The following is a 26,532-nucleotide window of genomic DNA, read 5'->3' on the forward strand; positions in this document are numbered from 1 at the left end:
ATGCCTTTCACGCGCCGCAGTGTCGAGAATCGGGGAGGGCCGGCATGTGTCGGTGACACACCCGCATCCCCGTGATGCACGCTGGAGCACTGCCTTGAAACGACGTGACTTCATCGCCCTCGGTGGCCTTGGCGCCGCCGGTGCCCTGGTGCCGGGCTGGTTCGGCCGCGCCGTCGCCGCCGAGGTGCTGGCCACGCCGCTCGACGCCGCGATGAAGAAGCCGCTCGCCGATGCCGGCCTGCAGGCCGCACGCGATGCCGGCGCCAGTTACTGCGACGTGCGCATCGGCCGCTACCTGCGCCAGTACGTGATGACGCGCGAGGACAAGGTCGAGAACGTCGTTAACGGCGAGTCGATCGGCGCCGGCATCCGCGTCATCGTCGATGGCGCCTGGGGCTTCGCGGCCACCAACACGCTGACCACGCTGGCGGTGGCCGACGCCGCGCGGCAGGCGGCGGCAATCGCGCGCGCCAATGCGCGCCTGCAGGTCGAACCCGTGCGGCTGGCCCCGGCACCGGCGCTTGGCGAGGTGGACTGGCGCACGCCGGTCGTGCGCAACGGCATGGAAGTCCCGGTCGAGGAGAAGGTCGAGCTGCTGCTGGGCGTCAACGCCGCGGCGATGGGCGCCGGTGCCAGCTTCGTCAGCTCGCGGATGTTCGTCATCAACGAGCAGAAGTACTTCGCCTCCACCGACGGCTCCTACATCGACCAGGACGTGCACCGCATCTGGGTGCCCTTCACGGTGACCGCGATCGATAAGGCCAGTGGGAAGTTCCGCACCCGCGACGGGCTGTCGGCACCGATGGGCATGGGCTATGAATACCTCGACGGCGACCGCTCGCAGCGCTTCGAGCTGCCGGGCGGCGTGGTCGCGTATGGCCGCAGCTACGACATGCGCGAGGACGCGGTCGCCGCCGCCCGCCAGGCGCAGGAGAAGCTGCGTGCACCATCGGTGCAGCCCGGCAAGTACGACCTGGTGGTCGATCCATCCAACCTGTTCCTGACCATCCACGAGAACGTCGGCCACCCGCTGGAGCTCGACCGCGTGCTCGGCTACGAGGCCAACTACGCCGGCACCAGCTTCGCCACGCTCGACAAGCGCGGCAGCTACCGGTGGGGCAGCGACATCGTCACCCTGTTCGCCGACAAGACCCGGCCCGGCAGCCTCGGCGCGGTCGGCTACGACGATGAGGGCGTACCGACCAGACGCTGGGACCTGGTGCGCGACGGCATCCTCGTCGACTACCAGGCCACCCGCGACCAGGCGCACATCCTCGGCAAGGCGGGATCCGACGGCTGCTGCTATGCCGATTCGTGGTCGAGCGTGCAGTTCCAGCGCATGCCCAACGTCTCGCTTGCACCCGGCAAGGCGCCGCTGACGGTGGCGCAGATGATCGCCGGCGTCGAGCGCGGCCTCTACGTGCACGGCCGCGGCTCCTATTCGATCGACCAGCAGCGCTACAACTCGCAGTTCGGTGGCCAGCTGTTCTACGAGATCCGCAACGGCGAGATCACCGGCATGGTCGAGGATGCCGCCTACCAGATCCGCACGCCGGAGTTCTGGAACGCCTGTTCGGCCATCTGCGACGAGCGCGATTTCCGCCTCGGCGGCTCGTTCTTCGACGGCAAGGGGCAGCCGGGGCAGGTGTCGGCGGTGTCCCACGGCTCGGCGACCACGCGCTTCGACGGCATCAACATCATCAATACGGCGAGGAGTCTTTGAAGATCCGTGATTGGTGATTGGAGAGCGGATACGTTTCGCTCTTGCTGTTCCGAATCACGAATCACGAACTGCCGCCATCCGATCACCCGGCACCGATCATCCCGTCCCAATCGCGAATCCTCGCTCCAAAGGAGAGACTGCCTTGCAACGACGCGACTTCCTGGCCCTCGGCGGCCTTGGCATCGGCGGGCTCGTCCTGCCATCGGTGTTCGGGCGCGCGATCGCCGCCGACGAACTGCTCACCACCATCGACGTGGCCACGAAGAAGCGGCTTGCCGATTCCGCGCTGCAGGCGGCGACCGGCGCCGGCGCCAGCTACTGCGACGTGCGCATCGGCCGCTACCTGCGCCAGTTCGTGATGACCCGCGAGGACAAGGTGCAGAACGTGGTCAACACCGAATCGACCGGTGTCGGCGTGCGGGTGATCGCCAACGGCGCCTGGGGCTTCGCCGCGACCAACACGCTCACCGCTGACGGCGTGGCCGAGGCCGCGCGCCAGGCCACCGCCATCGCGCGTGCCAACGCGAAGATCCAGACCGAGCCGGTGCGCCTGGCGCCGGCGCCGTCGCTGGGCGAAGTGTCGTGGCGCACGCCGATCCGCAAGAACAGCATGGAAGTGCCGGTCAAGGAGAAGGTCGACCTGCTGCTCGGCGTCAACGCCGCGGCCATGGGTGCCGGTGCCAGCTTCGTCAATTCGATGATGTTCCTGGTCAACGAGCAGAAGTACTTCGCCTCCACCGACGGCTCCTACATCGACCAGGACGTGCACCGCATCTGGGTGCCGATGACCGTTACCGCCATCGACAAGGGCACCGGCAAGTTCCGCACCCGTGCCGGGCTGTCGTCGCCAATGGGCATGGGCTACGAATACCTCGATGGCGATGCCTCGCAGAAGTACGTCTCGCCCAACGGGGTGGTGAACTACGGCAGCTCGTACGACATGCGCGAGGACGCCATCGCCGCCGCGAAGCAGGCGCAGGAGAAGCTCACCGCGCCGTCGGTGAAGCCGGGCCGCTACGACCTCGTGCTCGATCCGTCGAACCTGTGGCTGACCATCCACGAGAACGTCGGCCATCCGCTCGAACTCGACCGCGTGCTCGGCTACGAGGCCAACTACGCCGGAACCAGCTTCGCCACGCTCGACAAGCGCGGCAACCTGCAATACGGCAGCGACATCGTCACCCTGTTCGCCGACAAGACCCAGCCGGGCAGCCTCGGCGCGGTCGCCTACGACGACGAGGGCGTGCCGACCAAGCGCTGGGACCTGGTGCGCGACGGCACCCTGGTCGATTACCAGACCATCCGCGACCAGGCGCACATCGTCGGCAAGACCGAATCCGACGGCTGCTGCTATGCCGACTCCTGGTCGAGCGTGCAGTTCCAGCGCATGGCCAACGTCTCGCTGGCGGCGGGCAAGACACCGCTGACCGTGGCCGAAATGATCAAGGACGTCGAGGACGGCATCTACATCGTCGGCGACGGCTCGTTCTCGATCGACCAGCAGCGCTACAACGCGCAGTTCGGCGGCCAGCTCTACTACGGGATCAAGAACGGCGAGATCACCGGCATGGTCGAGGACGTCGCCTACCAGATCCGCACGCCGGAGTTCTGGGGCGCGTGCGCGGCCATCTGCGACGAGCGTGACTACCGCCTCGGCGGCTCGTTCTTCGACGGCAAGGGCCAGCCGAGCCAGGTCTCGGCGGTCTCGCACGGTTCGGCGACGACCCGCTTCAACGGCATCAACATCATCAACACCGCCCGCTCGCTCGGCTGACCAGGAGACCCGCAGGAATGACCATCTATACCGAAGAGCAGGCGCGCACCATCCTCGAGAAGGTCGTCGCACTGTCCACGGCCGACGAGTGCACCGCCACCCTCAATGGCGGCGTCGACGGCAACATCCGCTTCGCGCTCAACAACGTGTCCACCAGCGGCATCGTCAGCAACGTCGAGCTCGCGGTGCAGGTCGCGTTCGGCAAGCGCGTGGGCACCGCCACCGTCAACGAGTTCGACGATGCCGCGCTGGAGCGCGTGGTGCGCCGTGCCGAGGACCTGGCCCGGCTGGCGCCGGAGAACCCGGAGTTCATGCCGGCGATCGGCAAGCAGAACTACCGCCCGAGCCCGACCTTCAGCGAATCCACCGCGGCGATCACCCCGGAGTTCCGTGCCCAGGTGGCGGCGGATTCGATCCTGCCGTGCCGGGATGCCGACCTGGTGGCCGCCGGCTTCCTGCTCGACAGCCGCAACTTCACCGCGTTCGCCAATTCCAACGGCAACTTCGGCTACCAGCAGGGAACCAACTTCAACTACACCTGCACCGTGCGCACCGCCGACGGCACCGGCTCGGGCTGGGTCGGCCGCAGCCTGAAGAACGCCAGCGACTTCGATGCCAGCCGCGACATCCGCGTCGCCATGCGCAAGGCCGCCGAATCCGCGGACGCCAAGGCGCTCGAGCCGGGCAAGTACACGGTGATCCTCGAGCCGCACGCGGCCGCCGGGCTGATCTCCTTCATGATGCGTTTCTTCGACGCGCGCACCGCCGACGAGGGCCGCAGCTTCCTTTCGAAGGCGGGCGGCGGCAACAAGCTCGGCGAGCAGATCTACGACCCGCGGGTGAACATCTCCGCCGATCCCTGGCATCCCGATGCGCCGGTGATGCCGTGGGACGAGGAAGGCCTGCCGCGCGAGGCGATGCCGATCATCCAGGACGGCAAGGTCGTCAATCTCAACTACTCGCGTTACTGGGCGCAGCAGCAGGGCAAGCGCGCCACCGGCCGGCCGGGCAACCTGATCATGGCCGGCGGCGAGGCCACCACCGCCGACCTGGTGGCCGGCACCGACCGCGGCATCCTGGTCACCCGCACCTGGTACATCCGCATGGTCGATCCGCAGACGGTGCTGCTGACCGGCCTCACCCGCGACGGCACCTTCTACATCGAGAATGGCCGCATCGTGCATCCGGTGAAGAACTTCCGCTTCAACGAATCACCGGTGATCATGTTGAACAACATCGACGAGCTCGGCCGCCCGGTGCTGGTATCCGGCGACGAGTCGAGCTTCGCGATGCTGCTGCCGCCGATGCGCCTGCGCGACTTCACCTTCAGCTCCTTGTCCGACGCGGTGTGACCTTGCACAGGGCGGCCCTCATCCGCCCCTGCGGGGCACCCCCGACCAAGGGCGTCTCGGGGGCAGGCTCTTCTCCCGCAGGCGGGAGAAGGGTCTGTTGCGCGGAACTGCGGCCGTGACGGCGCCGTTCCAGAGGGCTCGCGTGCATGCCGAAACCCTTCTCCCGTTCACGGGAGAAGGTGCCCCGCAGGGGCGGATGAGGGCGCTTTGCGCAGTTGAAGTCGCCCCATGAACCGTTCGCAGTTCCTCAAGGCCATGCTCGGCAGCGCCGCATTGCTGGCGCTGCCGACGCGCCTGCGCGCGCAGTCGGCGAGCTACGACTTCTGGTTCACCCGCCTGAAGTACGACTCCGGTGACTGGGACGTCGACGCGCGGATGCCGTCCAACGTCATCACCTCGCTGATCGACTACACCAACCTGCGCGTGGACCCCGAGGAACATGTCGTCGAGCTTGCCGACCCGAAGATGCTGTCGGCACCGTTCTGCTATCTCGCCGGGCACAAGCTGGTGGAGTTCAACCCGGCGGAGCGGCGCAATTTCGAGCGCTATGTGCGCAACGGCGGCTTCGTCTTCGTCGACGACTGCAACCACGACATCGACGGCCTGTTCGCGAAGTCGTTCGAGGCGCAGATGGCGTCGATGTTCGGCCGCGATGCATTGCGCAGGCTGCCCGGCAACCATGGCATCTACCGCAGCTTCTTCCAGTTTCCCGACGGGCCGCCGGCCACCAGCTTCGAACTCAACGGCTGGGGCGACGACCTCGTGCACGACTATCTCAAGGGCATCAGCATCGACGGCCGCCTCGGCGTGCTCTACAGCAACAAGGACTACGGTTGCGAGTGGGACTACGACTGGCGCAACAAGCGGTTCCTGGCCGAGGACAACACGAAGTTCGCGGTCAACATCGTCGTCTATGCATTGACCGCATGAGGCAGCCCGCGCGGCAGACGACCGCTCTTTCCACTTTCCGGACCCGCACATGAGCACACCGATCACCGAATCCGACCTCGACGCCTGGCGTGGCCGCCTCGACGACCTGCGTGCCGCCATCGGCCAGGCGGTGGTCGGTCAGGCCGACGTGGTCGAGCAGCTGCTGGTCGCGCTGCTGGCCGGCGGCCATGCACTGCTCGAAGGCGTGCCCGGCCTCGGCAAGACGCTGCTGGTGCGCACGCTTGGCGACGCGCTGGCACTGGACTTCCGCCGCGTGCAGTTCACCCCCGACCTGATGCCTAGCGACCTGCTCGGCACCGAGCTGCTGGAGGAGGACCACGGCACCGGCCATCGTGCGTTCCGCTTCCAGCCCGGGCCGGTGTTCACCAACCTGCTGCTGGCCGACGAGCTCAACCGCACCCCGCCCAAGACCCAGGCCGCATTGCTCGAGGCGATGGCCGAGCACACGGTGAGCTATGCAGGCACCACGCATCGACTGCCGGCGCCGTTCTTCGTGCTCGCCACGCAGAACCCGATCGAACAGGCCGGCACCTACCCGTTGCCGGAGGCGCAGCTCGACCGCTTCCTGCTGCAGATCGTGCTGGGCTATCCGGACGAGGCCGAGGAACGCGACATCCTGGTCCGCACCACCGGCAGCGCCAGGGCATCGGTGCCACAGGTGATGAGTGGCGACGACGTGCTGGCCCTGCAGGCGCTGGTGCGCGAGGTGCACGTGGGCGACGACCTGCTGGCGTGGATCGCGCGGCTGGTACGCGCGAGCCGCCCGGGCGACGGCGCGCCGCAGGCGGTGCGCGACTACGTGCGCTGGGGCGCCGGCCCGCGCGCCGGGCAGTCGCTGGTGCTGGCAGCGAAGGCACGTGCGCTGCTGCGCGGCCGGCTGGCGGCCACCCGCGAGGATGTCGTCGCACTGGCGGCGCCGGTGATGCGCCACCGCCTGCTGCTGTCGTTCGCCGCCGAAGCCGAGCAGCGCAGCACCGACGACATCGTCACCGCCTTGCTCGACCGCGTGCCGTTTCCGGGCACGCGCTGACCACCGACGTGCTTACGCTGTCGCCCGAACTGCGCGCACGCCTGCGCGGCCTGCGCATCGCGCCGCGGCGTGCGCTGGCGCGTGGCGGCATCGGCCAGCATCGTGGCCGCGAACGCGGCAGCGGCATGGAGTTCGCGCAGTACCGCGGCTACGAGCCGGGCGACGAACCGAAGGCGATCGACTGGAAGCTCTATGCGCGCAGCGACCGCCTGTTCGTGCGCGAGGCCGAGCGCGAGAGTCCGCTGACGGTGTGGCTGCTGCTCGATGCCAGCGCCTCGATGGGCCAGGTCGACGAGTCACGCCCCGGCTTCAGCCGGCTGGACGCGGCACGCCAGCTTGCGCTCGCCATCGCCGAGCTGGCGATCGGGCAGGGCGATCGCATCGGCCTGCTGGTGGTGGGCAATGACCGGGTCGAGGGCGTCGATGCGGGCAGCGGTCCGCGCCAGCGCGATCGCCAGTTGCTGATGCTCGATGGTATCCGCGCGAGCGGTGCCTGGCCCGGCAGCGACCGGCTCGCACTGGTGTGGGAACGCATCGGCCCCGATGACATGGTGGTGCTGCTCGGCGATCTGTTCGATCCCGCGTCGGTGGATCTCGCCACGCGGCTGGCCGCGGCACGCCGCGAGGTGCTGGCGATCCAGCTGCTTACCGTCGGCGAGCGTGATTTCGACTACAGCGGCGGTCGCCGCTTCGAGGATCCGGAGACCGGCGAAGTGCTGCCCGGCGATGGCGCCGCGCTGCGCGCCGGCTTCCTCGAACGCTTCGGCGCCGCGCAGGCCGCACTGGCCGCGCGCCTCGACGCAGCGGGGATCCGCCATGTGCGGCACGTGCTCGACCAACCGCTCGACGCACCGCTGCGGGCGTTGTTCGCCCCGCCGGGTCGCCGCTGATGCCGACGCTGCTGCTGCCGGCAGGCCTGCTCGCGCTGGCGGCGTTGCTGTTGCCGGTGCTGGTCCACCTGGCGCGTCGGCAGACACTGGTGCCCACGCCGTTCGCCGCCCTGCGCTGGCTACGCGCGAAGGCCAGGCCGCGCCGGCAGGTGCGGCTGGACGAATGGCCACTGCTGCTGCTGCGCCTGCTGCTGCTCACGCTGTTCGCGTTGTGGCTGGCGCAGCCGGCGCTGCAGGGCGAACCATCGATGCAACGCTGGAGCGTGGTGGCGCCGGGCGTGGATCCGGCGGCGCTACCGCCACCGGCCGAGGGCGAGCAGCGTCGCTGGTTGCTGCCGGGATGGCCGACGCTCGATGCGCCCTCATCCGATGCCGATGCTGCGGTACCGGTCGGCAGCCTGCTGCGCCAGCTCGACATGGAGCTCGACGCATCCGTCGCGCTGACCGTGTACGTGCCCGATCCGCTGGATGGCGCCGATGCGCAACGGCCGCGCCTGTCGCGCGGCGTGGACTGGCAGGTGCTGCCGGCTGCGCCACGCGATGCGGACGCTGTGGAGCCCCCGCTGCGGCTGGCGATCCGCCATGACGCGGAACACGCGGACGGCGTGCGTTACCTGCGCGCCGCCGCCATCGCGTGGTCGCCGGAAGGGGCGGTCGAGGCTGCGGATGTCGGTGGCATCGACGTGCCGGTGCCGCCGGCCACGCAGGTACTCGCGTGGCTGGTCGTCGGCGAGGTGCCGCAGGCGGTCCGTGACTTCGCAGCCCAGGGCGGCACCGTGCTGCTTGCCACCGATGCGACCTGGGCCGATGCGGCGCCGCCGGTGCCCGTGTGGCGCGACGTGGATGGCGGGTTGCTTGCGCGCGCCTCGCGGCATGGGCGGGGTCGGCTGATCCATCTCGCACGGCCGCTGCGGGCCACCGCCTGGCCGCAGATGCTCGATCCCGGTTTCGCCGGCGAGCTGCAGCGGCAGTTGCAGCCACCCGCCGCGCCGACACGCGCGCCGGCCAGCGACTACGCGCCGGTGCAGGCCGAACTGCGCTGGCCGGCATCGCTGCGCGAGCTGCGCGGTCCCTGCCTGCGCTGGGCCGGCATCGCTGCGCGAGCTGCGCGGTGGCTGGCGACGTCGCGGCGACGAGGCGCGACGCCATGACCGCCCCGGTACGCATGCGCTGGCGGCAGGCGCGCACGCACGTGGTGCTGGTACGGCTGCTCCTCGGCCTGCCATGGCTGGTTGCCGCCGCAGTGCTGGGGTGGCGGCTCGGCGGCAGTGCGGTTGCCGTGGTCGTGGCCCTGCTGGCGGGCTTCGGCCTTGTGGTCGCCGTCGTGCGCGTGCTGCGGACGATGGACCAGGCGTGGCTTGCGTCGGCGCTCGATGCGCGCCGTACCGACATGGACGACAGCGCCGCGCTGCTGTTCGCCGACCCGGCCTCCCTGCGGCCGTTGCAGCAGCTGCAGCGCGCGCGGCTGGAAGAGCGCCTGCGCGTGCAGCCGCCGCCGGACCTGCGCGCGCCGTGGCCGTGGCGCGCGCTGGCGCTGTCGTGGGGCGTAGCAGCCGGGGTGTTCGCACTGCTGGCATGGTGGCCGTTCGACGGGGTTGGTCGCGCGCCTGCAGGCAGCGCGCAAGACGCCACTGTTGCCGCCACGGCAGCGCCGCGGCTGCAAGCCTCGGTGCTGCGCATCGAGCCGCCGACGTATACCGGCCTCGACGCACAGACCGTGGCGGTACTCGATGCGAAGGCGCCTGCCGGTTCGCTGCTGACCTGGCGCCTGCGGATCGCACCGCAGCCCGCGGCGGTCGAACTCGAGTTCCTCGATGGGGAACGCCTCGCCCTGCAACGCGAGGGCGACCACTGGATCGCCACGCAGCGGCTGCAACGCTCGCGCCTGTACCGCCTGCGCATCGCCGGTGCCGCCGAGCAGCCACCGCCGCCGCTGCACCGTCTCGACGCCGTCGCCGATCGTGCGCCACAGGTACGCGTGCTGGAGCCGGAGGCTACGCTGCAGTTGCGTGTCGATGGCCAGCGCCAGTGGCGGCTGGTGTTCGAGGCCAGCGACGACCACGGGGTGGCGGCGCAGGCGCGGCTGCGGATCGTGCGCACCGAAGGCAGCGGCGAGAACCAGACCTTCCACGAGCACGTGCGAACGCTGGCCGGGCAGGGCGCGCCGCGCCTGCGCCGCTATGCCACCACGCTCGAGATCGCCGATTTCGGCCTGCAGCCTGGCGAGGACCTGGTGGCCCGGCTCGAGGTCAGCGACCTGCGCCAGCCGCAGCCGCAGGCCGGGCGCAGCGCCAGCGTGATCCTGCGCTGGCCGCCGCCCGCGCCACCGGATGTCGCCGGGCTGGAAGGACTCGCGCGGCAGGTGCTGCCGGCGTACTTCCGCAGCCAGCGGCAGATCATCATCGATGCCGAGGCATTGATTGCCGAACGCGCGCAGCTGGACACATCGCGTTTCCAACAGCGCTCCGATTCGCTCGGCGTCGACCAGCGGCTGTTGCGGCTGCGCTATGGCCAGTTCCTCGGCGAGGAATCGGAGGGCGCACCGCAGGCGCCGCCCGTCGAAGGCCACGACCGTGCGCCCCCGCCGCCGCGGCCCGCGGTGTCGCCGGGCGGCATCTTCGCGGACGGCTCCGATGCGCTGCCGCCCGCGCCGCCACCGGGGCAGCAGGGCCAGGGCCACGACCATGACACGTCGACGCCCACCCGCGCCGATGCCGACGGGGACGACCACGACCATGCCGACGGCGCACCCGCCGATGGCGTGTTCGGCCGCGCCGGCGACGTGGTGGCGGCGTTCGGCCATACCCACGACATTCCCGAGGCCGCGACCCTGCTCGATCCGAAGACCCGCGAAACCCTGCGCCGCGCGCTCGGCGAGATGTGGCAGTCGGAACTGCACCTGCGCCAGGCCGACCCGTCGGCCGCGTTGCCCTACGCCAATCGCGCGCTGGAGCTGATCAAGCAGGTGCAGGAATCCGACCGCATCTACCTGGCCCGGGTCGGTGCGCAGCTGCCGCCGATCGACGAGGGTCGACGCTTGGGCGGGGACCGCGAGGGGCTGGCCTCGCGCGGTCTGCCGTCGCTGGCTACGCCGGCCGCTGAGGCCCGACTGCACGAGGCGTGGTGGGCACTGGGCGATGCGGCGGCGGACCCGGCCCCGGTGCTCGACACGCTGCAGGCCTGGCCCGGCGGTGCGCGGCTCGACGACCCGCTGGCGCTGGTCGCCGCGATCGACGCGGTGCGCAACGATCCCGCCTGCAGCGACTGCCGCGACACCCTGCGCGGACTGCTGTGGCAGGCGATGCGCAGGCCGGCCGGCGGCATCGCGCCGCGCGTGGGCGATGACACCGGCGCACGTTACCTGCGTGCACTGCGCGACGCCGCGGAGCAGTCCGAATGATGTTGTCCACGCCTTCGCTGGCAGCCACCGCGACCGTGGCCAGCGCCATCGCCCTGCTGGCCTGCGTGCGCATCGTGCGGTGGCAGCTGCGCGCACCGGCCGGGGCGCGCGCCGCGGCTGGCGTCTGGCCCTGCTGTTGCTGGCGCAGCCGCTGTGGGCCCTGCTGCTGGTGCTGGCGGTGCATCCGCCGGCGCGCCTGCAACCCGAGGCCACGTTGACGGTGCTGACCGCCGGCGGCGAGCCGGCGCGGGTGGAGTCGGAGGCAAAGGCCGTCGCCCTGCCGGAAGCCGACGCCACCGCGGGAGTGCTGCGGGTGCCGGATCTGGCCACCGCCCTGCGCCTGCACCCCGACACCCGCGTGTTGCGGGTGCTGGGCGACGGGCTCATTGCCCGCGACCGTGACCTGCCCGCCGGCCTCGCGGTGGAATTCGAACCGCCGCTGCAGGCGACGGGTCTCACGGAGCTGTCCCTGCCGGCCAGCACGGTGGCGGGCGACACGCTGCGGATACATGGCCGGGCCAACGGCCTGGCCGGGGGCAGTGCGGAACTGCTCGATCCTGCCGGCGTGCGGGTGGACAGCGCGGCACTCGACGATGGCGGTGGTTTCCGCCTGCAGGCGCCGACCTTCGCCGCGGGCCCCGCGCTGTTCGGCCTGCGCCTGCGCGATGGCCGGGGGGCACAGGTCTCCGACGAGGCGCTGCACCTGTGGCTCGAGGCAGCTTCGACTCCCGCGCTGCGCCTGCTCGCCGGTGCGCCCAACGCGGAGACGCGCTTCCTGCGCCGCTGGGCGACGGATGCCGGGCTTCCGGTGCAGGCGCGGATCGCCCTGGGTGGCGGCATGGCCCTCGGCGATGGCGGCGGTGTCGATGCCGCGGCCCTGCGGCGCACCGATGTGCTCGTCATCGATGCCCGCGCGTGGTCGGGCCTGGGTGCGGGCGGGCGCACAGCGGTGCTTGCCGCGGTCGAGGCCGGCATGGGCCTGGTGGTACGCGCGGACGCGCCGGGCATTCCTGCCGGTCTGGCAACAGGCGGCTTCCGCCTTGCGGGTGGGCAGGGCACGGTGCCGGTGCAACTGGCCGCAACGGGCAGCGGCGATGCCGGGGCCCTGCGTGCGCGACTCGGTGCCGGCACCGCCGATGCACCGTTCGACCTCGAGCAGGCACAGGCGCCGATCCCACCGCTGCTGCGGCGGCAACTGGCAGTCGAAGGCGCGGACGCCGTCGCGCTTGGAACCGGTGCCGGGGGCGGGCCATGGGCCTGGTGGCGCCCGCATGGCCTGGGCCGCGTGCTGGTCTGGACGCTGCAGGACAGCTACCGGCTGGTGCTGTCCGGCCGCGCCGACCTGCATGCGCAGCTGTGGCGCGAGGCGGTGGCGACGGCCGCGCGCGCGCAGGCCGCTGCGCCCGTGCGCATCGGGTGGCCGGCGTTCGCCGACGAGCGGGTGACCATCTGTGGTGCGGGTACGGATGCACGTGTGGTCGCACCCGATGGCAGCGGGTCACCGCTGTGGGGCCACCCGGATGGCAATGGAGCCTGCGCCGGTTACTGGCCACGCCAGCCGGGCTGGCACCGGGTGGTCGTCGAAGGCGACGACGCGCCGCGCGCGGCCTTCCATGTCCATTCCGAAGCTGCCCTGCCGACAGTGCGCGCCGCACACCGGGCCGAAACGACGCTGGCGCTGGTCGCGCCGTGCGACCGCGACTGCCCGGCCACGAATAACGTGGGACCGACACAGACCAGCCCCGGACCATCGTGGCCATGGTGGCTCGCGTGGCTCGCCGTCTCGGCCGCGTTGTGGTGGTTCGAACGCAGTCGGCCGGGGCGACCGCGCGAAGATCACGGCATAACGGGTCAGGCAGGCCCGGCGGGCAGGCGCGCTGGGGTGCCGACTGCCGGTCGGTAAGGAGCGCGAATCCAACGTTCCCGCGCCTGCCGGATCGGTCCTAGACTCACCGAACCCGCCCACCGGAGCCCACCCATGCACTACCAAGGCAGCTGTCATTGCGGACGGATCGCCTACACGCTCGATGCCGACGATGGCCTCGGTGAGGTGTATGACTGCAACTGTTCGATGTGCCGCCGGCGTGGCGGCCTGCTCGCGTTCTTCCCGCGCACCGCGCTGGAGCTGAAGACCGCGCCCGAGGACCTGTCCACCTACCGCTTCAATCGGCGGCAGCTCCAGCATCATTTCTGCGCGGTGTGCGGCATCGCGCCCTTCAGCGAAGGCACCGATCCGCAGGGCAACGCGACGGTGGCGGTCAACGTGCGTTGCCTGGACGACGTCGACCTGGCGACGCTGACGGTGGTGCAGGTCAACGGCGCGGAGTTCTAACCCTGCGCGGCACGTCTCAGCGCGTGTCTTCCTCGTCGTCCTCGAACTCGACGATCGCGCCAAGCTGGTAGGCCAGCTCGGTCACCGCCTCGCGCACCTTGCGCGCGGTGGATTCGTTCGGCGCGTCGATCTCGATCTCGTGCATGTTCGGCCCGCGCTCCTCGGCCAGCCCGGCGGAGCTGGAGTCGTCGTCATCCATATGCGGCATGAGGTCGGCGACTTCCTCGACGTGTTCGATGCCGTCCAGGCTCTGCAGCAGGTTCATGATGCCGCGGACGGTATCGTCCTCGCCGGTGATGCGGATGCGGAGCATGGGCATGGACGACAGCTCTCTCGTTCGGGATGGACCGGCAGGCTAGGCACGCTTTCGGGAAGGCGGCGTGACGGCACCGCCTTGCATCAGCGACGTCTCAACGCTGCGGCGGCGTGCGCACCGGCACCGGCACGTTGCACAGGTCGATGTGCCCGGCCGGGTGCAGGTACCAGGTGTCGCGACGGTTGCGGCGCGATTCCACCACCGCGTCGAACAGCGGCGTATCGGTACGCAACACCTCGAGTGCGGTGCGCTCGGCTTGTGGCACTTCGGACGCAAGGCGGATCGCGCGGATCGGCGTGGCCTGCGCCCTGTCCTCGTAGAAGCCGAGCGGCCCGCTGCCGCGTGGCAGCGCGCTCAGCAGTTCCATCCCCTGCAGCACGCGACCCACCTGGGTGATGTTGCGGTCGAGCTGTCGCGGCGACTGCCCGATCACCACGTACAGCTCGGTGCCGTTGCTGGAGTCCGCCGCCATGCCGCGGCCGGCACCCAGCACCCCGTAGCAGTGCGCCATCCACGCCAGCCCGCCCGCAGGATCGCGCGCGGCGGGCATGCCGTCGACGAAGCCGACCTCGGGCGCCCAGCCATCCGGATCGGGCAGGCGATGGAAGGCCAGCCCCGCCGACGCGCGCTCGAATTCCGCCGGCAGTTGGGCACGTGCGTCACCCAGCGGCGGGCCGGCCGCCGCGTCCTCGACATTGGCGCCGAACTGGACCACGAAGTTGTCGTGCGAACGGTAGATGGTCTGGCCGTCCCAGAAGCGCTGGCGCGCGAGCGTGCGGATGTTGGCCACGTGCTCCGGCGCGAACCGCGGCGCCAGCTCCACCACCACGCGACCGGCCTCGAGGTCGATGTAGAGCAGGTTGGCGGGATCGGGCGTGCGCCAGTCCGCGGCCTGCGAGGCGTCGAGCAGCTCCTGCGTGGTCGGTGGCGGCGGCGGGTCCGCCGCGAAGGCGGGCGACAGCAGGAGGGCGGCGCACAACATGGACAGGTGCAGGACGCGTGGCGACATCTTCGGATTCCCCTGGACGGTGAGCGTTCGATTCTCGCCGGAACCGCGGTGGATGGGGCTCCGAGCGCTCCCCCCGACTTCCGGCACATCCGCTAGTGCGAACTTGCCAATAGCATCGATCTCGACCTAGCGAACGCCTCGTCTCCCCCACGCCATGACCAGCTACGAATCCGCCGTCGCCGTGCAACTGCGCAAGTTCCAGAAGGAACTGAGCGCGGGCACGGTGTCGCTGGTGCTGCTGGCGGTGCTGGCCGTGGCGGTCGAGCCGATGTACGGCTACCAGATCGCCAAGCAGCTCGAAGGCGTGGATGGCGGGGTGCTGGCCGGCAAGCAGAGCGCGCTCTATCCGGTGCTGCGCAACCTCGAAGCCGCGGGCCTGCTGGCCAGCCACGTCGAGCCCTCGATCTCGGGGCCGCCGCGCCGCTATTACCGGATCACCGCCGCCGGGCGCGAGGTGCTGGGCCACTGGATCGAGGCCTGGAGTGCCACCCGCGATTCCGTCGATACCGTCCTCAAGGGAGTGCCTGCATGAACGCCAACCGGTTGCCGACGACGATCCCCGAATACCTCGAGCACCTGCGGCGCTCGCTGGCCGGGGCCGATCCCGCCCTGATCCAGGACGCGCTGTACGACGCCGAGGAATACCTGCGCTCCGAGCTTGCCGAGAATCCCGGCCGCAGCGAGGCCGAAGTGATCGCCGCGGTGGCGTCGAGCTATGGCGCACCGGAAGAGGTCGCCGACATCTACCGCGATACCGAAGTCACCGTGCAGACCGCGCTGCGCGCGCCGCCGCCGAAGCCACGGGCATCGCTGGCGGGCCGCTTCTTCGGTGTCGCCGCGGATCCGCGCGCCTATGCCTCGCTGTTCTACATGGTGCTGGCGTTGGCCACCGGCATCTTCTACTTCACCTGGGTGGTGGCGGGGCTGTCGCTGTCGGCGGGGCTTGCGATCCTCATCATCGGCATCCCGTTCGTGATCCTGTTCTTCGGCTCGGTGCGCATCCTGTCGCTGGTGGAAGGGCGCATCGTCGAGGTGATGCTGGGTGAGCGCATGCCACGCAGGCCGCTGTACAACGCCCGCGGGCGCAGCATCCTGCAGCGCATCGGCGACATGTTCACCGACCCGCGCAGCTGGAGCACGCTCCTGTACATGCTGCTGATGCTGCCGTTGGGCATCTTCTATTTCACCGTCGCCGTGGCGATGGGCAGCCTTTCGCTCGGCCTGCTGGTGGCGCCGTTGGCACTGTTGCCCGGGTTCGAACTGAACGTATGGATGTTCGGCTTCGACCTCGCTCAGGACACTCCGTGGCTGCTGCCGGTGGTGTCGCTCGTCGGGGCGTTGCTGCTGTTCGTCACCCTGCACATGGCGCTCGCGATCGGCCGCGTCCACGGGCTGCTGGCCAAGCATCTGCTGGTCAAGACCGCGCAGTACGCGTAAGCAAGCGTCGTCCACGCCCTTCTCCCGCTCCCGCTCGCGGGAGAAGGTGGCGCGTAGCGCGGGATGAGGGCGGCTTCGAGCTGCTGCCCCTGCCTTCTGCCCTCACCCCAACCCCTCTCCCGCAAAACGGGAGAGGGGCTCGCTACTAGGCCTGCATGCTTGTAGGGCCGTCAGGCCGCGCCGGAGCGGGGTGACCGTGCCGCCGTCGTCGTCGACGCAATACGCGCGCCCGCATAGCCAGCGATGAAATCGCGCACCTGCGGATACACCTGGGTGCGCCAGCGGCGGCCGCTGAAGATGCCGTAGTGGCCGGCGCCGTCCACGGTGATGTGCGCGCGGTGCGCTTCCGGCACGCCGGTGCACAGTGCGTGCGCGGCGCGGGTCTGGCCGAGCCCGGAGATGTCGTCCAGCTCGCCCTCGATGGTGAGGATGGCGGTGTTGGCGATCGCCGCCGGCGTCACGCGCTCGCCGGCCACGTCCCAGGTTCCGCGTGGCAGCAGGTGTTGCTGGAACACGATGCGCACGGTGTCGAGGTAGTACTCGGCCGGCATGTCGAGCACCGCGTTGTATTCGTCGTAGAAACGGCGGTGCGACTGCGCGTCGTCGAGATCGCCCTTGACCAGGTTGCGGTAGAAATCCCAGTGCGACATGAAGTGGCGCTCGGGGTTCATCGCCATGAAACCCGAATGCTGCAGGAACCCCGGATACACGCGGCGGCCGCGGCCCGGGTAGTTCACCGGCACCTGGTGGATGAGGTTGTTCTCGAACCACCACAGCGGTCGCTGGGTGGCGAGGTTGTTGACCGACGTCGGTGACTCGCGGGCATCGATCGGCCCGCCCATCAGCACCAGCGAACGCGGCGTGGTCTCGCCGCGTGCGGCCATCAGCGACACCGCGGCCAGCACCGGCACGGTCGGCTGGCAGACGCTGATCACGTGCAGGTCGTCGGCGCCGATCTGGCGGATGAAGTCCTCGATGTAGGCGACGTAGTCGTCCAGCGTGAACACACCGTCCCCGGTCGGCACCATGCGCGCGTCGACCCAGTCGGTGATGTACACCTTGTGGTCGCGCAGCAGGGTGCGCACGGTGTCGCGCAACAGAGTGGCGTGGTGGCCCGACAGCGGCGCCACCACCAGCACCGGCGGCTGGCCCTTCATCTCGCCGATCGCGCCGGCGTCGTCGCTGAAACGCTTGAAGCGCAGCAGGCGGCAGAACGGCTTGCGCGCGACCTCGCGTTCGACAACCGGATACACGCTGCCATCCACCTCAACCGAGTGGATGCCGAACTCCGGCTTCTCGTAGTCCTTGGCGATGCGGTGGAACAGTTCGCTGGCGGCCGAGAACTGGTCGGCGCCGGGCAGCGTCGACAGCAGGCTGCCGGGCGCGGAAAACACCTTGGCGTTGGCTTCCGCCCAGTAGGCATGGGGTGCCAGGAAGGCGCGGCCGAATTCGTGGAGCTGGTAGAGGAACATAAGCGGTTGCGCCTCGCGGGCGTCTGGATGCTGCGTCGCAGCATATCGGATCCGGCTGCACTCCGCCTGTCTGCGGTCAGTCGATGACTTCGAGAGCGGTCGCGGACTCGGCAAGGGCAGGCGACAGCCAGCAGTGCGAGCCCAGCGGACGAAGGCCGACGGCGGCGAAGCGCTTGCGATAGAACGCGGCGGGCCGGCGCAGGAAGCCGTCATCGTCGCCCTCGGCGTCGTCCTCGCGGGTGAAGGTCTCGAGGAAGGCGACACCGCCGCAGAGTGCCGCCAGGCCCGGCAGGCCACGGTCGATCTCGCGCGTCGGCAGGTAATGCAGCACGTCGCTGCAGATCACCAGGTCGGCAGGCGGGCATGGGCGCAGGAATTCGAAATCGGCGAAGCGCGCCCGACGCAGGTTGCGTCGCGCACCGTAACGGTCCACCGCGTACTCGCTGCTGTCGAAGCCGAGATAGCGCAGTTTCGGACGCAGCTTCAGCAGCGGGGCGCGCCACGCGCCTTCGCCGCAGCCGATGTCGAGCACGGTGCGCAGCGGCCGTTCCAGCTGGTATTCGGCGGTGGCCAATGCAAGCGCCACCTTGCGCAGCAGCCGTCGGGTGCCACCGATGCCGCCATCGCGGTACCAGCGGTCGAAGTATTCGCGGTCGTATCGTTTTTCCATCCCGTTACGATACCGCCCCGGGGCACACCCCCGACCGCCATCGCCAAGGACATCGCGCATGCAAGCCTATTTATGGGTCAAGACCTTCCACCTCGTGTTCGTCATCGCCTTCATGGCGGCAGCGTTCTACCTGCCGCGGATCCTCGTCAACATCGCCGAGGCCGGTGCCGAACCCACGGTGCGCGATCGCCTGGTGCTGATGGGTCGGCGGCTGTACCGCTTCGGCCACGTGATGTCCGGTCTGGCGCTGGTGCTGGGCCTGGTGCTGTGGCTGGGCTATCGCATGTTTGCCGGTTTCCCGACGATGGTCGGTTCGGGTACGGGCTGGCTGCACGCCAAGCTGCTGCTGGTGGTGCTGCTGATGGTGCATTTCGTCATCGCCGGGCGCTGGTTGAAGGGCGCCGGGGCAGGGCGTGCCGTGCCGTCGTCGCGTGCGCTGCGCTGGTTCAACGAGCTGCCGGTGCTGGGGTTGATCGTGGTGGTCTGGCTGGTGCTGGCCAAGCCGTTCTGAGGCGGGGCGGCGGTGCCGCGCCCGGTTGCAGGCAACAAAAAACCCTGCAGGTGCATGCCCTGCAGGGTCACTCGGACGCAGTGGGGGACGAGTGTCGGCGCTCAGTCCACGCGTGAAATCGCCGGTGCGCGCGCCTGCGCATCGTCGAACGTGGCACGGCCATGGTCGCCGGACAGTGCCGCTGGCCGTCCGCGGTTGCGGCGGAGCAGCCACACCATTGCCAGGATGACCGCTGCGGGGATCGCGACGAGCAACAGCAGCACGAGTCCCTGCCAGGGATCGAAACCTCCCATATCCACTCCTCCCTTGTTCCGGGCCGTCAGCGCGAGCGGCGGGAGCGCCGGTCTGTCGTTGACGGGTCCACCCGCCCGATCCTAACCACGTTCGACGCGGTGGCCTTGCTGCACCGCCGCGAAGGAGTGCCGGCCTACTGCATGAACCAGCCGTGGCTCACGGTGATGCTCTGGCCGGTCAGCGCATTGGTCTCGAATGCGGCAAGCATCAGGGCGACGTTGGCGACGTCGTCGACGGTGGTGAACTCACCATCCACGGTGTCCTTGAGCATGATGCTCTTCACCACCTCGTCTTCGCTGATGCCGAACTCGCGCGCCTGTTCGGGAATCTGCTTCTCCACCAGCGGCGTGCGCACGAAGCCCGGGCAGATCACGTTGGCACGCACGCCGTACTCGGCGCCTTCCTTCGCCACGGTGCGCGCAAGCCCGAGCAGGCCGTGCTTGGCGGTGACGTAGGGCGCCTTGAGCTTCGACGCCAGGTGCGAGTGCACCGAGCCCATGTAGATGATCGCGCCGCCTTCGCGACGCTTCTCCATGTCGCGCATGCACTCGCGGGTGGTGAGGAACGAGCCATCGAGATGGATCGCCAGCAGCTTCTTCCAGTCGGCGTAGCTGAAGTCGGTGATCCGGTTGACGATCTGGATGCCGGCATTGGCGACCAGCACGTCGACCTTGCCCCAAGCGGCAACGGCTTTTGCGACACCGTCGATCACCTGCTGTTCGTCGGTGACGTCCATCGCCACCGCCATCGCCTCGCCGCCGCCGTCGCGGATGCTCGCCGCCGCCGCTTCCGCGGCGTCCTGCCTGAGGTCGGCAATGACCACCCTGCCGCCGGCCTGCGCATACACCTCGGCAATCCGCAGGCCGATGCCGCTGGCCGCGCCGGTGACCACGCAGACCTTGCCGTCGAGTCGGTTCATCGCATCACGCTCCTTCAGAGAATGCAGCGAGGATAGCGAAGGGGCTGCGCCGGGCCTGTCGTACGAAAGGGCGGGGTCGGGAACGCGACGCAGCTTCGGCGGCGGCGACACCCCATGTGAGATGCCGCTTCAGCGATATTCGTTGTCGGCGCTTCTGTCGGCCAAAGCGGTTTGCCGTCACTCCCGCGAAGGCGGGAGTCCATGGACCTGCCTACGAGACCCGACGTTGATGCAGCCCCGCCTTGGCGGGGACGACGAGCCCACAGCCGGCGTCGCAGCCGCAGGCATCGGCAATCACTCCACCCGCGCACCGGGTCCGAAACCGAAATCCGCGGGGTCCGGCAACTCCACCGGCACGCCGTCGGCGGTGCACAGGTCCCGTGCGCACAAACGTTCGCGCAGGCGTGGGGTGGCCTGCACCATGAAGTGGAACAGCACGTGCTGCTCGACGTTGCCGCGCACCGCATGCGCGCCGGGGCCGCGTGCCCAGACGCCGACGTCGTCGCCGCCGTGCGTCTCGCTGGCGAGCGGCAGGATCGATTCCTGCAGGTAATCCGGATGCGTGGTGTCGACGTCGCCCAGGTCCGGGCGGCCGCGCGCCGACTGGTAGGCGCTGCCGACATGGAAGTAGGTCTTCGGGCCCTCCGGCTGCGAACCGCTTGCACCGGCATAGCCGGGGCCGTTGGCATAGCCGAGGGTGGTGTAGGGCAGGCCGAGCGCGTCCCGTGCGTAGCCCGTCGTCGCATCCTCGCCGCTGCTGCCGCGGACCTTGCCAAGGATCGGATTGCCGCGCGCCGGATAGCCGGCGAAGGTCAGCGTATGTGCGTGGTCGGCGGTGACCAGGATCAGCGTGTCCGCGTCGTCGGTCGCGTCGACCGCCGCCTGCACGGCATCGGCCAGCGCGATGGTGTCGGTGAGCGCGCGGTGTGCGTTGCCGTAGTGGTGGGCATGGTCGATGCGGCCACCCTCGACCAGCAGGAAATAGCCGCGGTCCGCGTCGCGCAGCCGCGCGATGGCCTCGGTGGTCAGCTCGGCCAGGCTGGGCTCGCCGGGGTCATTGGCGCGGTCGTGTTCGAAATGCAGATGGTCGTATTCGAACAGGCCCAGCACCGGCGTGCGACCTCGGGCCGCCTGCAGCTGTGCGCGGTTCCACACGTAGGCGCCATCGGGGTGACGCGCCTGCCAGTCGGCGATCAGATCGCGACCGTCCAGCCGCAGGCCGACCCGGTCGTCCCGCTCCGGGTCGCGCTGGCCGGCGGGCATGAAGTAGCGACGGCCGCCGCCGAACACCACGTCCGGGCCGCGTCCGGGCATCTCCACCAGCTGGCGCGCGAGGTCGGTGCAGCCGGCGTCGATCGCATCCTGCGGCAGGTGCACGTCGCCTTCCCAGTTGCGGTCGGGCGAGTGGCCGTAGGTCGCGGCGGGCGTGGCGTGGGTGATGCGCGTGGTGGTGACGATGCCGGTCGCCATGCCGGCGCTCTCGGCGAGGTCGCGGATCGACAGCAGTGCATTGCCGGCGAGCTCGCTGCAGTCGGCGCGCGCGCGGGCCTGGCCGACGCCGATGACTCCGGCACGGGTCTTGGCGCCGGTGGCCATCGCGGTCATGGTGCCGGCCGAATCCGGCGTCTGCATGTCGGTGTTGTAGGTGCGGGCGAGCGCGGTGTGCGGGAACGCTTCCCAGCTCAGCAGCCGTTCCTCGCCCGGGGCGCCGTCGCGCTGGCCGGCGAGGATGCGCGCTGCAGCCACGGTGGTCAGGCTCATGCCGTCGCCGACGAACAGGATCACGTTGCGCGCGCGGCCCGCCATCGCGCCGCGTTCGGCCGCCGCGGCGGCGCCGCTGCGGAACCACCAGGCGGCGGTTTCGCCGTCGGGACGGTCGATCCCGGGCACCGCCACCGGCGCGACCGGGGCATCCGCACGGTGCGCGCGCTGCGGCGGGGCGCAGGCAGCCAGCAGGGCCGCCACGCAGAGCAGGGAAAGTTTGTGCATGGGCTGAAAATGGAACGTCGGCGCAGGGAAGCCGCCCATTATGCCGCCGATGGTGTTCTTCAGTGTTGCAGCCACACGACTCCATCATGGCAACGGCTCCGGTATCGTCGCCCCCTTGTTCGCTGTCGGGCCCGGTGCCCGGGATGTTCCCCATGCTGGGCTGGTGGTTCCGTATCGCGTTCTGGAAGCGGGTGGCAGGCGGCTTCGTGCTCGGCGCCCTGGCCGGCTGGCTGCTGGGTCCGGCTGCCGGAACCTGGCTGCAACCGCTGGGCACGCTGTACGTCAACCTGATCCGCATGATCGCGGTGCCGCTGGTGTTCTTCGCGGTGATGAATGCCGTGTCCGCGTTGCACGGCCAGCAGTCGATGGCGACGCTGGGCGGGCGCACCTTCGGCTGGTTCGCCGTGACCGCGACGATCGCGGTCGCCGTGGCGCTGGGCGCGGCGTTCCTGTTCAACCCCGGTGTCGGGGTGACCCTGACCCCGCCGATCGACTACCAGCCGCGCGACGTGCCCACGCCGGTGCAGGTGCTGCTCGACATCGTGCCGACCAACCCGTTCGCGGCGCTGGCCGAAGGCCGCATCCTGCAGGTGATCTTCTTCGCCGGCCTGGTGGGCTTCGCGCTGGTGAAGCTCGGGGACCGCACCGAAGGTCTGCGTCGCCTCGTCGGGCAGGCCAGTGACGTGATGATCCAGGTCACCCGCTTCGTGCTCGAGATCACCCCGATCGGCACCTTCGGCCTGATCGCCGGGCTGGTCGGCACGTACGGGTTCGAGCGCCTGCTGCCGCTGGGCAACTTCGTCATCGCGCTGTACGTGGCCTGCGCCTTCCATATCGTGGTGGTGTACGGCGGGCTGCTGCTCACCCACGGCCTCAACCCGCTGAAGTTCTTCCGCGGCGCCGGCCCGGCGATGCAGGTGGCGTTCGTCAGTTCGTCCAGTTTCGCCGCGATGCCGGCGGCGATCCGTGCAGTCACCCACGGCCTCGGCGTCAATCGCGACTACGCCGCGTTCGCGGTGCCGCTGGGCGCCAGCATCAAGATGGACGGCTGCGGCGCGATCTATCCGACGCTCGCGGCGATCTTCGCCGCGCAGTACTACGGCATCGAGCTCAGCTTCGCGCAGTACGTGGCGATCCTGCTGGCCTCGGTGCTGGGCAGCTTCGGCACCGCCGGCGTGCCGGGCACCGCGGTGGTGATGGCGACCGTGGTGCTCAGCGCCGCGGGCCTGCCGCTGGAAGTGCTGGGCATCCTGCTGGCGATCGACCGCATCCTCGACATGATGCGCACGATGACCAACGTCACCGGCCAGATGCTGGTGCCGGTGCTGGTCGCGCGCGAGACCGGGCTGCTGGATCGCGACGTCTACGAACGCGCGGGCAGCGACCTCGGCGTCGGCGGCGAGGCCGCGGACGCGCCGGCCACGACCCCGGCGCACCTCGAGCACAAGGGCTGATCCGGCGGGTTCCGGCTGCGGCGGGGCCCACGCTATAGTCACGATTCGGGCCCTGGGGAGGGCCAAGGGGAATACCGCATGCGTTCCAGAGCAGTCCTTGGCGGCGCACTCGCGCTGCTGGCTTCGCTGGCGATCCCGGCTGCCGCACAGCAGCCCGATCGCTGGACGATCCCGATCCGTACCCACACGCTCGACAACGGCCTGACCGTGGTCGTGTCCGAGGACCGCAGCTCGCCCACCGTCGGCGTGAGCGTGGTCTACAACGTCGGCATGCGGCTGGAGCCGGAGAACCGCACCGGCTTCGCGCATCTGTTCGAACACCTGATGTTCCAGGGCACGCCGGTGGCGCCCAAGGGCGTCTTCGACCGCGTGATCCAGGGCGGTGGTGGCCGGCTCAACGGCTCCACCCGGCCGGACTACACCAACTACATCGAGACCGCGCCGGTGTCCGCGCTCAAGCCGATCCTGTGGCTGGAAGCGGATCGCATGAAGACGCTCGACTTCTCGCCCGACAACCTCAAGAACCAGCAGGACGTGGTCAAGGAGGAGATCCGCGTCAACGTGCAGAACCAGCCCTACGGCCTGTTCTTCGTGTTCGACATGGGCCGGCTGGCGTTCTCGAAGTGGGCCAACGCGCACGACGGCTACGGCAGCTTCAAGGACCTCGAGGGCGCCACGCTCGCCGACGTCGAAGCGTTCCATCGCGACTACTACGGCCCCAACAACGCGGTCATCGGCATCGTCGGCGACGTGTCGGCCGATGAGGCGTTCGCGCTGGTGGAGGAATACTTCGGCGGTATCGCGGCGCGGGCCACGCCCGACAGCCCGGATGTCTCCGAGCCACTGAATACCGAGGGCCGGCGCGAGGCGCAGGCCGACGCGCTGGCCCAGGTACCGGCGCTGGCGGTTGGCTGGAAGATGCCCGAGCGCGGCAGCGCCGACCATGCACCGATGGCGGTGCTGTCGCAGCTGCTGGCCGGCGGTGATGCGTCGCGGCTGTACCAGGGGCTGGTCAAGGGCCGCGAGCAGCTGCTCAACCTCGAGGGGGGTGCGGGCTGGCCGATGGGCCACGCCTGGGACTACGACGGCCCGACCCTGATGACGCTGTTCGCGCTGTACAAGCCGAACGTGGATCCGGACGCGGTGCTGGCGGCGATCGACGAGGAGATCGCGCGCATCGTCGCCGAGGGCGTGCCGGCGGAGACGCTTGCCGCCGCCAAGACCAAGATGCTGGCCGACTACGTCAACGCGCTGGAGCCCTTCATCTCGCGCGCCGACGAACTCGCCAAGGCCCAGCTGCTGTGGGGCGATGCACAGACCCTCAACCGGGTGCCGGAATGGGTGCAGGCAGTGACCGTGGCCGACGTGCAGCGCGTGGCCCGCACCTATCTCACCGAAGGCAACCGCACCGTCATCGACCGGGTGCCCGCCGCGATGGCGCCCGCACGCGGCATCGCCGCTCCGGCCGCTCCCGCGCCCGCCGCCCCGACGCAGGACTGAGGACACCGCCATGGCTATCCACAACCGTTCCTCCCGCGGCGCCGTCGTCCTGCGTCCGCTTGCTCTCGCCCTGGGCGCCTGCCTGTTCGCTGCCGCGGCCCACGCACAGCAGCCGGGCGCCGCGCCGGTGACCGCGCCGCCGACCGAACTGCCGGCCGGGCTGCCGGATTACGATGCCGACCGCCCATTGCCGGAACTCGGCCTGGTCGAGCACCGCCTCGACAACGGCCTGACCGTCTGGGTGCTGCCGCGCCAGGGCGGGCTGCCGAAGGTGGACTACGTGCTCGCCGTGCGCGGCGGCCTCGCCAGCGACCCGGTGGGACTGCCCGGCATGTCCAACCTGCTGGCCGGCCTGTTGCAGGAGGGCACCGCCACCCGCAGCTCGTTGCAGATCGCCGAGGAGCTGCAGCGCCTGGGTGCATCGATGGGCGCCACTGCCAGCAGCGATGGCCTGCTGGTCATCGCCTCCGGCCTGTCGTCGTCGGCGACACCGCTGGCGGCGCTGTTCGCCGACGTGGTGCGCAATCCGGCGTTCCCGGCCAACGAGGTGCAGCTGGCAAAGACCAATGCGCTGCAGGGCCTGAAGGCGATGGAGGCCCAGCCCGGCTACCAGGCCAACCGTGCGATGGGACGCGTGCTGTTCGGTAGCCATCCCTACGGCAACACGCTGCCGACCGAGGCCGGCATCACCGGCACCGATGCCGAGGGCCTCAAGGCCGCGCACGTGGCGCGCTTCCGCCCCGAGCAGGCATTGCTGGTCATCGCCGGGCCGCTCGAGGCCGACGCGGCGCTGGCACTGGCACGCACCGCGTTCGGCGACTGGCGAGGCGAGGGCGAGGCGGTCACGGCCGTCCCGGCGCCGGACTATCCGCGTGAACCGCAGTTCGTGCTGGTCCCGCGTGCGGGCAGCGTGCAGTCGGCGGTGCGGATCGGCCGGCCGGCCTTCGATGCCGACGACGACCGCGCGATTCCCGCGGCGCTCGCCAACACCATCCTCGGCGGCGGCTTCGACAGCCGGCTGATGCGCAACCTGCGCGAGGACAAGGGTTATACCTACGGCGCCGGCAGCAGCTTCGGCCTGCGGGCGCAGGGTGGCGCATTCCAGGCCCAGGCCGACGTGCGCAACGAGGTGACCGGCGCGGCCATCGGCGAGTTCTTCAAGGAATTCGAGCAGATGCGCAATACCGTGGTGGCCGCGGACGAACTGCAGCGCGCCAAGCGCTACACCGCCGGCACCTACCTGTTCCAGAACCAGCTGCAGGGGGCGGTGGCCTCGGCGCTGGCCTCGAACTGGGTGCTCGGCCGGCCCGCGGATTACCTGAGCAGCTACGTCGACCGCACCAGCCGGGTCAGCGCCGAGCAGGTGCAGGCGGTCGCACGCGAGTTCTTCGACCCGAAGCGGCAGAGCATCGTGGTCGTCGGCGATGCCGGCGTTGCGGCGCAGCTCGCACCGTACGGCGACTTCAGCGCCGACTGAAGCCGGACGCCGCCGGCGGGGCTCCCCGTCGG

22 protein-coding genes and 1 pseudogene are annotated in these 26,532 nt (G+C 70.1%); 16 read left to right on the forward strand and 7 right to left on the reverse strand.

Annotated elements, in window-relative coordinates; translation table 11 throughout:
- Positions 1-94 precede the first annotated feature (94 nt).
- From E5843_RS04505 to E5843_RS04550, 10 genes are all read left to right on the forward strand, one after another.
- A complete protein-coding gene (locus E5843_RS04505; protein WP_166815894.1) occupies positions 95-1,723 on the forward strand; it encodes a TldD/PmbA family protein in 1,629 nt (542 codons plus the stop codon).
- A gap of 142 nt (positions 1,724-1,865) precedes the next feature.
- On the forward strand, positions 1,866-3,497 hold the full coding sequence (locus tag E5843_RS04510) for a TldD/PmbA family protein (protein WP_166815896.1): 1,632 nt from the start codon (positions 1,866-1,868) through the stop codon (positions 3,495-3,497).
- A gap of 17 nt (positions 3,498-3,514) precedes the next feature.
- Entirely contained in the window at positions 3,515-4,849 is a 1,335-nt protein-coding gene (locus E5843_RS04515; RefSeq protein WP_136411957.1) for a TldD/PmbA family protein, read from the forward strand.
- A 228-nt stretch (positions 4,850-5,077) separates the two neighbouring features.
- On the forward strand, positions 5,078-5,779 hold the full coding sequence (locus tag E5843_RS04520) for a DUF4159 domain-containing protein (RefSeq protein WP_141065713.1): 702 nt from the start codon (positions 5,078-5,080) through the stop codon (positions 5,777-5,779).
- A gap of 61 nt (positions 5,780-5,840) precedes the next feature.
- Positions 5,841-6,830, forward strand: coding sequence for an AAA family ATPase (locus tag E5843_RS04525; protein ID WP_208542793.1), 990 nt, complete (start codon positions 5,841-5,843; stop codon positions 6,828-6,830).
- Entirely contained in the window at positions 6,827-7,720 is an 894-nt protein-coding gene (locus E5843_RS04530; RefSeq protein ID WP_136413028.1) for a DUF58 domain-containing protein, read from the forward strand. Before E5843_RS04525 ends, E5843_RS04530 begins: the two co-directional genes overlap by 4 nt.
- A complete protein-coding gene (locus tag E5843_RS04535; protein WP_141065714.1) occupies positions 7,720-8,871 on the forward strand; it encodes a BatA domain-containing protein in 1,152 nt (383 codons plus the stop codon). The genes E5843_RS04530 and E5843_RS04535 overlap by 1 nt, the downstream gene beginning before the upstream one ends.
- Entirely contained in the window at positions 8,868-11,120 is a 2,253-nt protein-coding gene (locus tag E5843_RS04540; RefSeq protein ID WP_141065715.1) for a DUF4175 domain-containing protein, read from the forward strand. Before E5843_RS04535 ends, E5843_RS04540 begins: the two co-directional genes overlap by 4 nt.
- Positions 11,121-11,199: 79 nt before the next feature.
- Entirely contained in the window at positions 11,200-13,023 is a 1,824-nt protein-coding gene (locus tag E5843_RS04545) for a carboxypeptidase regulatory-like domain-containing protein (RefSeq protein ID WP_141065716.1), read from the forward strand.
- A 75-nt stretch (positions 13,024-13,098) separates the two neighbouring features.
- Positions 13,099-13,452, forward strand: a complete 354-nt coding sequence (locus E5843_RS04550; RefSeq protein ID WP_136411962.1) for a GFA family protein — start codon at positions 13,099-13,101, stop codon at positions 13,450-13,452.
- 16 nt (positions 13,453-13,468) lie between these two features.
- Here E5843_RS04550 and E5843_RS04555 read toward each other — a convergent pair whose 3' ends face one another.
- A complete protein-coding gene (locus tag E5843_RS04555; protein ID WP_134672898.1) occupies positions 13,469-13,771 on the reverse strand; it encodes a hypothetical protein in 303 nt (100 codons plus the stop codon).
- 91 nt (positions 13,772-13,862) lie between these two features.
- Positions 13,863-14,777 (reverse strand): peptidylprolyl isomerase, encoded by a 915-nt coding sequence (locus E5843_RS04560; RefSeq protein WP_136411963.1) that lies wholly within the window; start codon positions 14,775-14,777, stop codon positions 13,863-13,865.
- A 154-nt stretch (positions 14,778-14,931) separates the two neighbouring features.
- Here E5843_RS04560 and E5843_RS04565 point away from each other — a divergent pair, with 154 nt between their 5' ends.
- Positions 14,932-15,309, forward strand: coding sequence for a PadR family transcriptional regulator (locus tag E5843_RS04565; protein WP_136411964.1), 378 nt, complete (start codon positions 14,932-14,934; stop codon positions 15,307-15,309).
- Positions 15,306-16,214, forward strand: a complete 909-nt coding sequence (locus tag E5843_RS04570) for a sensor domain-containing protein (RefSeq protein ID WP_136411965.1) — start codon at positions 15,306-15,308, stop codon at positions 16,212-16,214. Before E5843_RS04565 ends, E5843_RS04570 begins: the two co-directional genes overlap by 4 nt.
- 177 nt (positions 16,215-16,391) lie before the next feature.
- Here the strand turns inward: E5843_RS04570 and E5843_RS04575 are convergent.
- Both E5843_RS04575 and E5843_RS04580 read right to left on the reverse strand, forming a co-directional pair.
- A pseudogene (locus E5843_RS04575) lies at positions 16,392-17,686 on the reverse strand (polyhydroxyalkanoate depolymerase); the annotation flags it as partial.
- Positions 17,687-17,762: 76 nt separating this feature from the next.
- On the reverse strand, positions 17,763-18,356 hold the full coding sequence (locus E5843_RS04580) for a class I SAM-dependent methyltransferase (RefSeq protein WP_136411966.1): 594 nt from the start codon (positions 18,354-18,356) through the stop codon (positions 17,763-17,765).
- Between the two features lie 58 nt (positions 18,357-18,414).
- Between E5843_RS04580 and E5843_RS04585 the strand changes: the two genes are divergently transcribed.
- A complete protein-coding gene (locus E5843_RS04585) occupies positions 18,415-18,867 on the forward strand; it encodes a CopD family protein (protein WP_136411967.1) in 453 nt (150 codons plus the stop codon).
- Between the two features lie 101 nt (positions 18,868-18,968).
- Here E5843_RS04585 and E5843_RS04590 read toward each other — a convergent pair whose 3' ends face one another.
- The 3 genes from E5843_RS04590 to E5843_RS04600 form a co-directional block, all read right to left on the reverse strand.
- Positions 18,969-19,160 (reverse strand): hypothetical protein, encoded by a 192-nt coding sequence (locus tag E5843_RS04590; RefSeq protein ID WP_136411968.1) that lies wholly within the window; start codon positions 19,158-19,160, stop codon positions 18,969-18,971.
- Between the two features lie 134 nt (positions 19,161-19,294).
- Positions 19,295-20,080 (reverse strand): 3-hydroxybutyrate dehydrogenase, encoded by a 786-nt coding sequence (locus tag E5843_RS04595; protein WP_136411969.1) that lies wholly within the window; start codon positions 20,078-20,080, stop codon positions 19,295-19,297.
- Between the two features lie 294 nt (positions 20,081-20,374).
- Positions 20,375-22,069: an alkaline phosphatase gene (locus E5843_RS04600; RefSeq protein WP_136411970.1), complete on the reverse strand. Its 1,695-nt coding sequence runs from the start codon at positions 22,067-22,069 to the stop codon at positions 20,375-20,377.
- A gap of 152 nt (positions 22,070-22,221) precedes the next feature.
- Here E5843_RS04600 and E5843_RS04605 point away from each other — a divergent pair, with 152 nt between their 5' ends.
- The 3 genes from E5843_RS04605 (at position 22,222) to E5843_RS04615 (ending at position 26,500) form a co-directional block, all read left to right on the forward strand.
- The gene (locus tag E5843_RS04605; RefSeq protein WP_208002225.1) at positions 22,222-23,523 is read left to right on the forward strand and encodes a dicarboxylate/amino acid:cation symporter; all 1,302 of its coding nucleotides are present in this window, start codon (positions 22,222-22,224) and stop codon (positions 23,521-23,523) included.
- A gap of 78 nt (positions 23,524-23,601) precedes the next feature.
- Positions 23,602-25,023: a M16 family metallopeptidase gene (locus tag E5843_RS04610; protein ID WP_134672908.1), complete on the forward strand. Its 1,422-nt coding sequence runs from the start codon at positions 23,602-23,604 to the stop codon at positions 25,021-25,023.
- Between the two features lie 10 nt (positions 25,024-25,033).
- Complete coding sequence (locus E5843_RS04615; protein ID WP_141065718.1) at positions 25,034-26,500, forward strand: M16 family metallopeptidase; 1,467 nt, start codon at positions 25,034-25,036, stop codon at positions 26,498-26,500.
- Positions 26,501-26,532: the final 32 nt, after the last annotated feature.

Source organism: Luteimonas yindakuii (assembly GCF_004803715.2).
Taxonomy (GTDB): Bacteria; Pseudomonadota; Gammaproteobacteria; order Xanthomonadales; family Xanthomonadaceae; genus Luteimonas; species Luteimonas yindakuii.

Coding starts and splice junctions, on each gene's coding strand:
- E5843_RS04565 (WP_136411964.1), top strand. CDS start 14,932: ATGACCAGCTACGAATCCGCCGTCGCCGTGCAACTGCGCAAGTTCCAG.
- E5843_RS04520 (WP_141065713.1), top strand. CDS start 5,078: ATGAACCGTTCGCAGTTCCTCAAGGCCATGCTCGGCAGCGCCGCATTG.
- E5843_RS04610 (WP_134672908.1), top strand. CDS start 23,602: ATGCGTTCCAGAGCAGTCCTTGGCGGCGCACTCGCGCTGCTGGCTTCG.
- E5843_RS04540 (WP_141065715.1), top strand. CDS start 8,868: ATGACCGCCCCGGTACGCATGCGCTGGCGGCAGGCGCGCACGCACGTG.
- E5843_RS04590 (WP_136411968.1), bottom strand. CDS start 19,160: ATGGGAGGTTTCGATCCCTGGCAGGGACTCGTGCTGCTGTTGCTCGTC.
- E5843_RS04605 (WP_208002225.1), top strand. CDS start 22,222: ATGCTGGGCTGGTGGTTCCGTATCGCGTTCTGGAAGCGGGTGGCAGGC.
- E5843_RS04515 (WP_136411957.1), top strand. CDS start 3,515: ATGACCATCTATACCGAAGAGCAGGCGCGCACCATCCTCGAGAAGGTC.
- E5843_RS04570 (WP_136411965.1), top strand. CDS start 15,306: ATGAACGCCAACCGGTTGCCGACGACGATCCCCGAATACCTCGAGCAC.
- E5843_RS04615 (WP_141065718.1), top strand. CDS start 25,034: ATGGCTATCCACAACCGTTCCTCCCGCGGCGCCGTCGTCCTGCGTCCG.
- E5843_RS04535 (WP_141065714.1), top strand. CDS start 7,720: ATGCCGACGCTGCTGCTGCCGGCAGGCCTGCTCGCGCTGGCGGCGTTG.
- E5843_RS04555 (WP_134672898.1), bottom strand. CDS start 13,771: ATGCCCATGCTCCGCATCCGCATCACCGGCGAGGACGATACCGTCCGC.
- E5843_RS04585 (WP_136411967.1), top strand. CDS start 18,415: ATGCAAGCCTATTTATGGGTCAAGACCTTCCACCTCGTGTTCGTCATC.
- E5843_RS04580 (WP_136411966.1), bottom strand. CDS start 18,356: ATGGAAAAACGATACGACCGCGAATACTTCGACCGCTGGTACCGCGAT.
- E5843_RS04600 (WP_136411970.1), bottom strand. CDS start 22,069: ATGCACAAACTTTCCCTGCTCTGCGTGGCGGCCCTGCTGGCTGCCTGC.
- E5843_RS04595 (WP_136411969.1), bottom strand. CDS start 20,080: ATGAACCGACTCGACGGCAAGGTCTGCGTGGTCACCGGCGCGGCCAGC.
- E5843_RS04550 (WP_136411962.1), top strand. CDS start 13,099: ATGCACTACCAAGGCAGCTGTCATTGCGGACGGATCGCCTACACGCTC.
- E5843_RS04560 (WP_136411963.1), bottom strand. CDS start 14,777: ATGTCGCCACGCGTCCTGCACCTGTCCATGTTGTGCGCCGCCCTCCTG.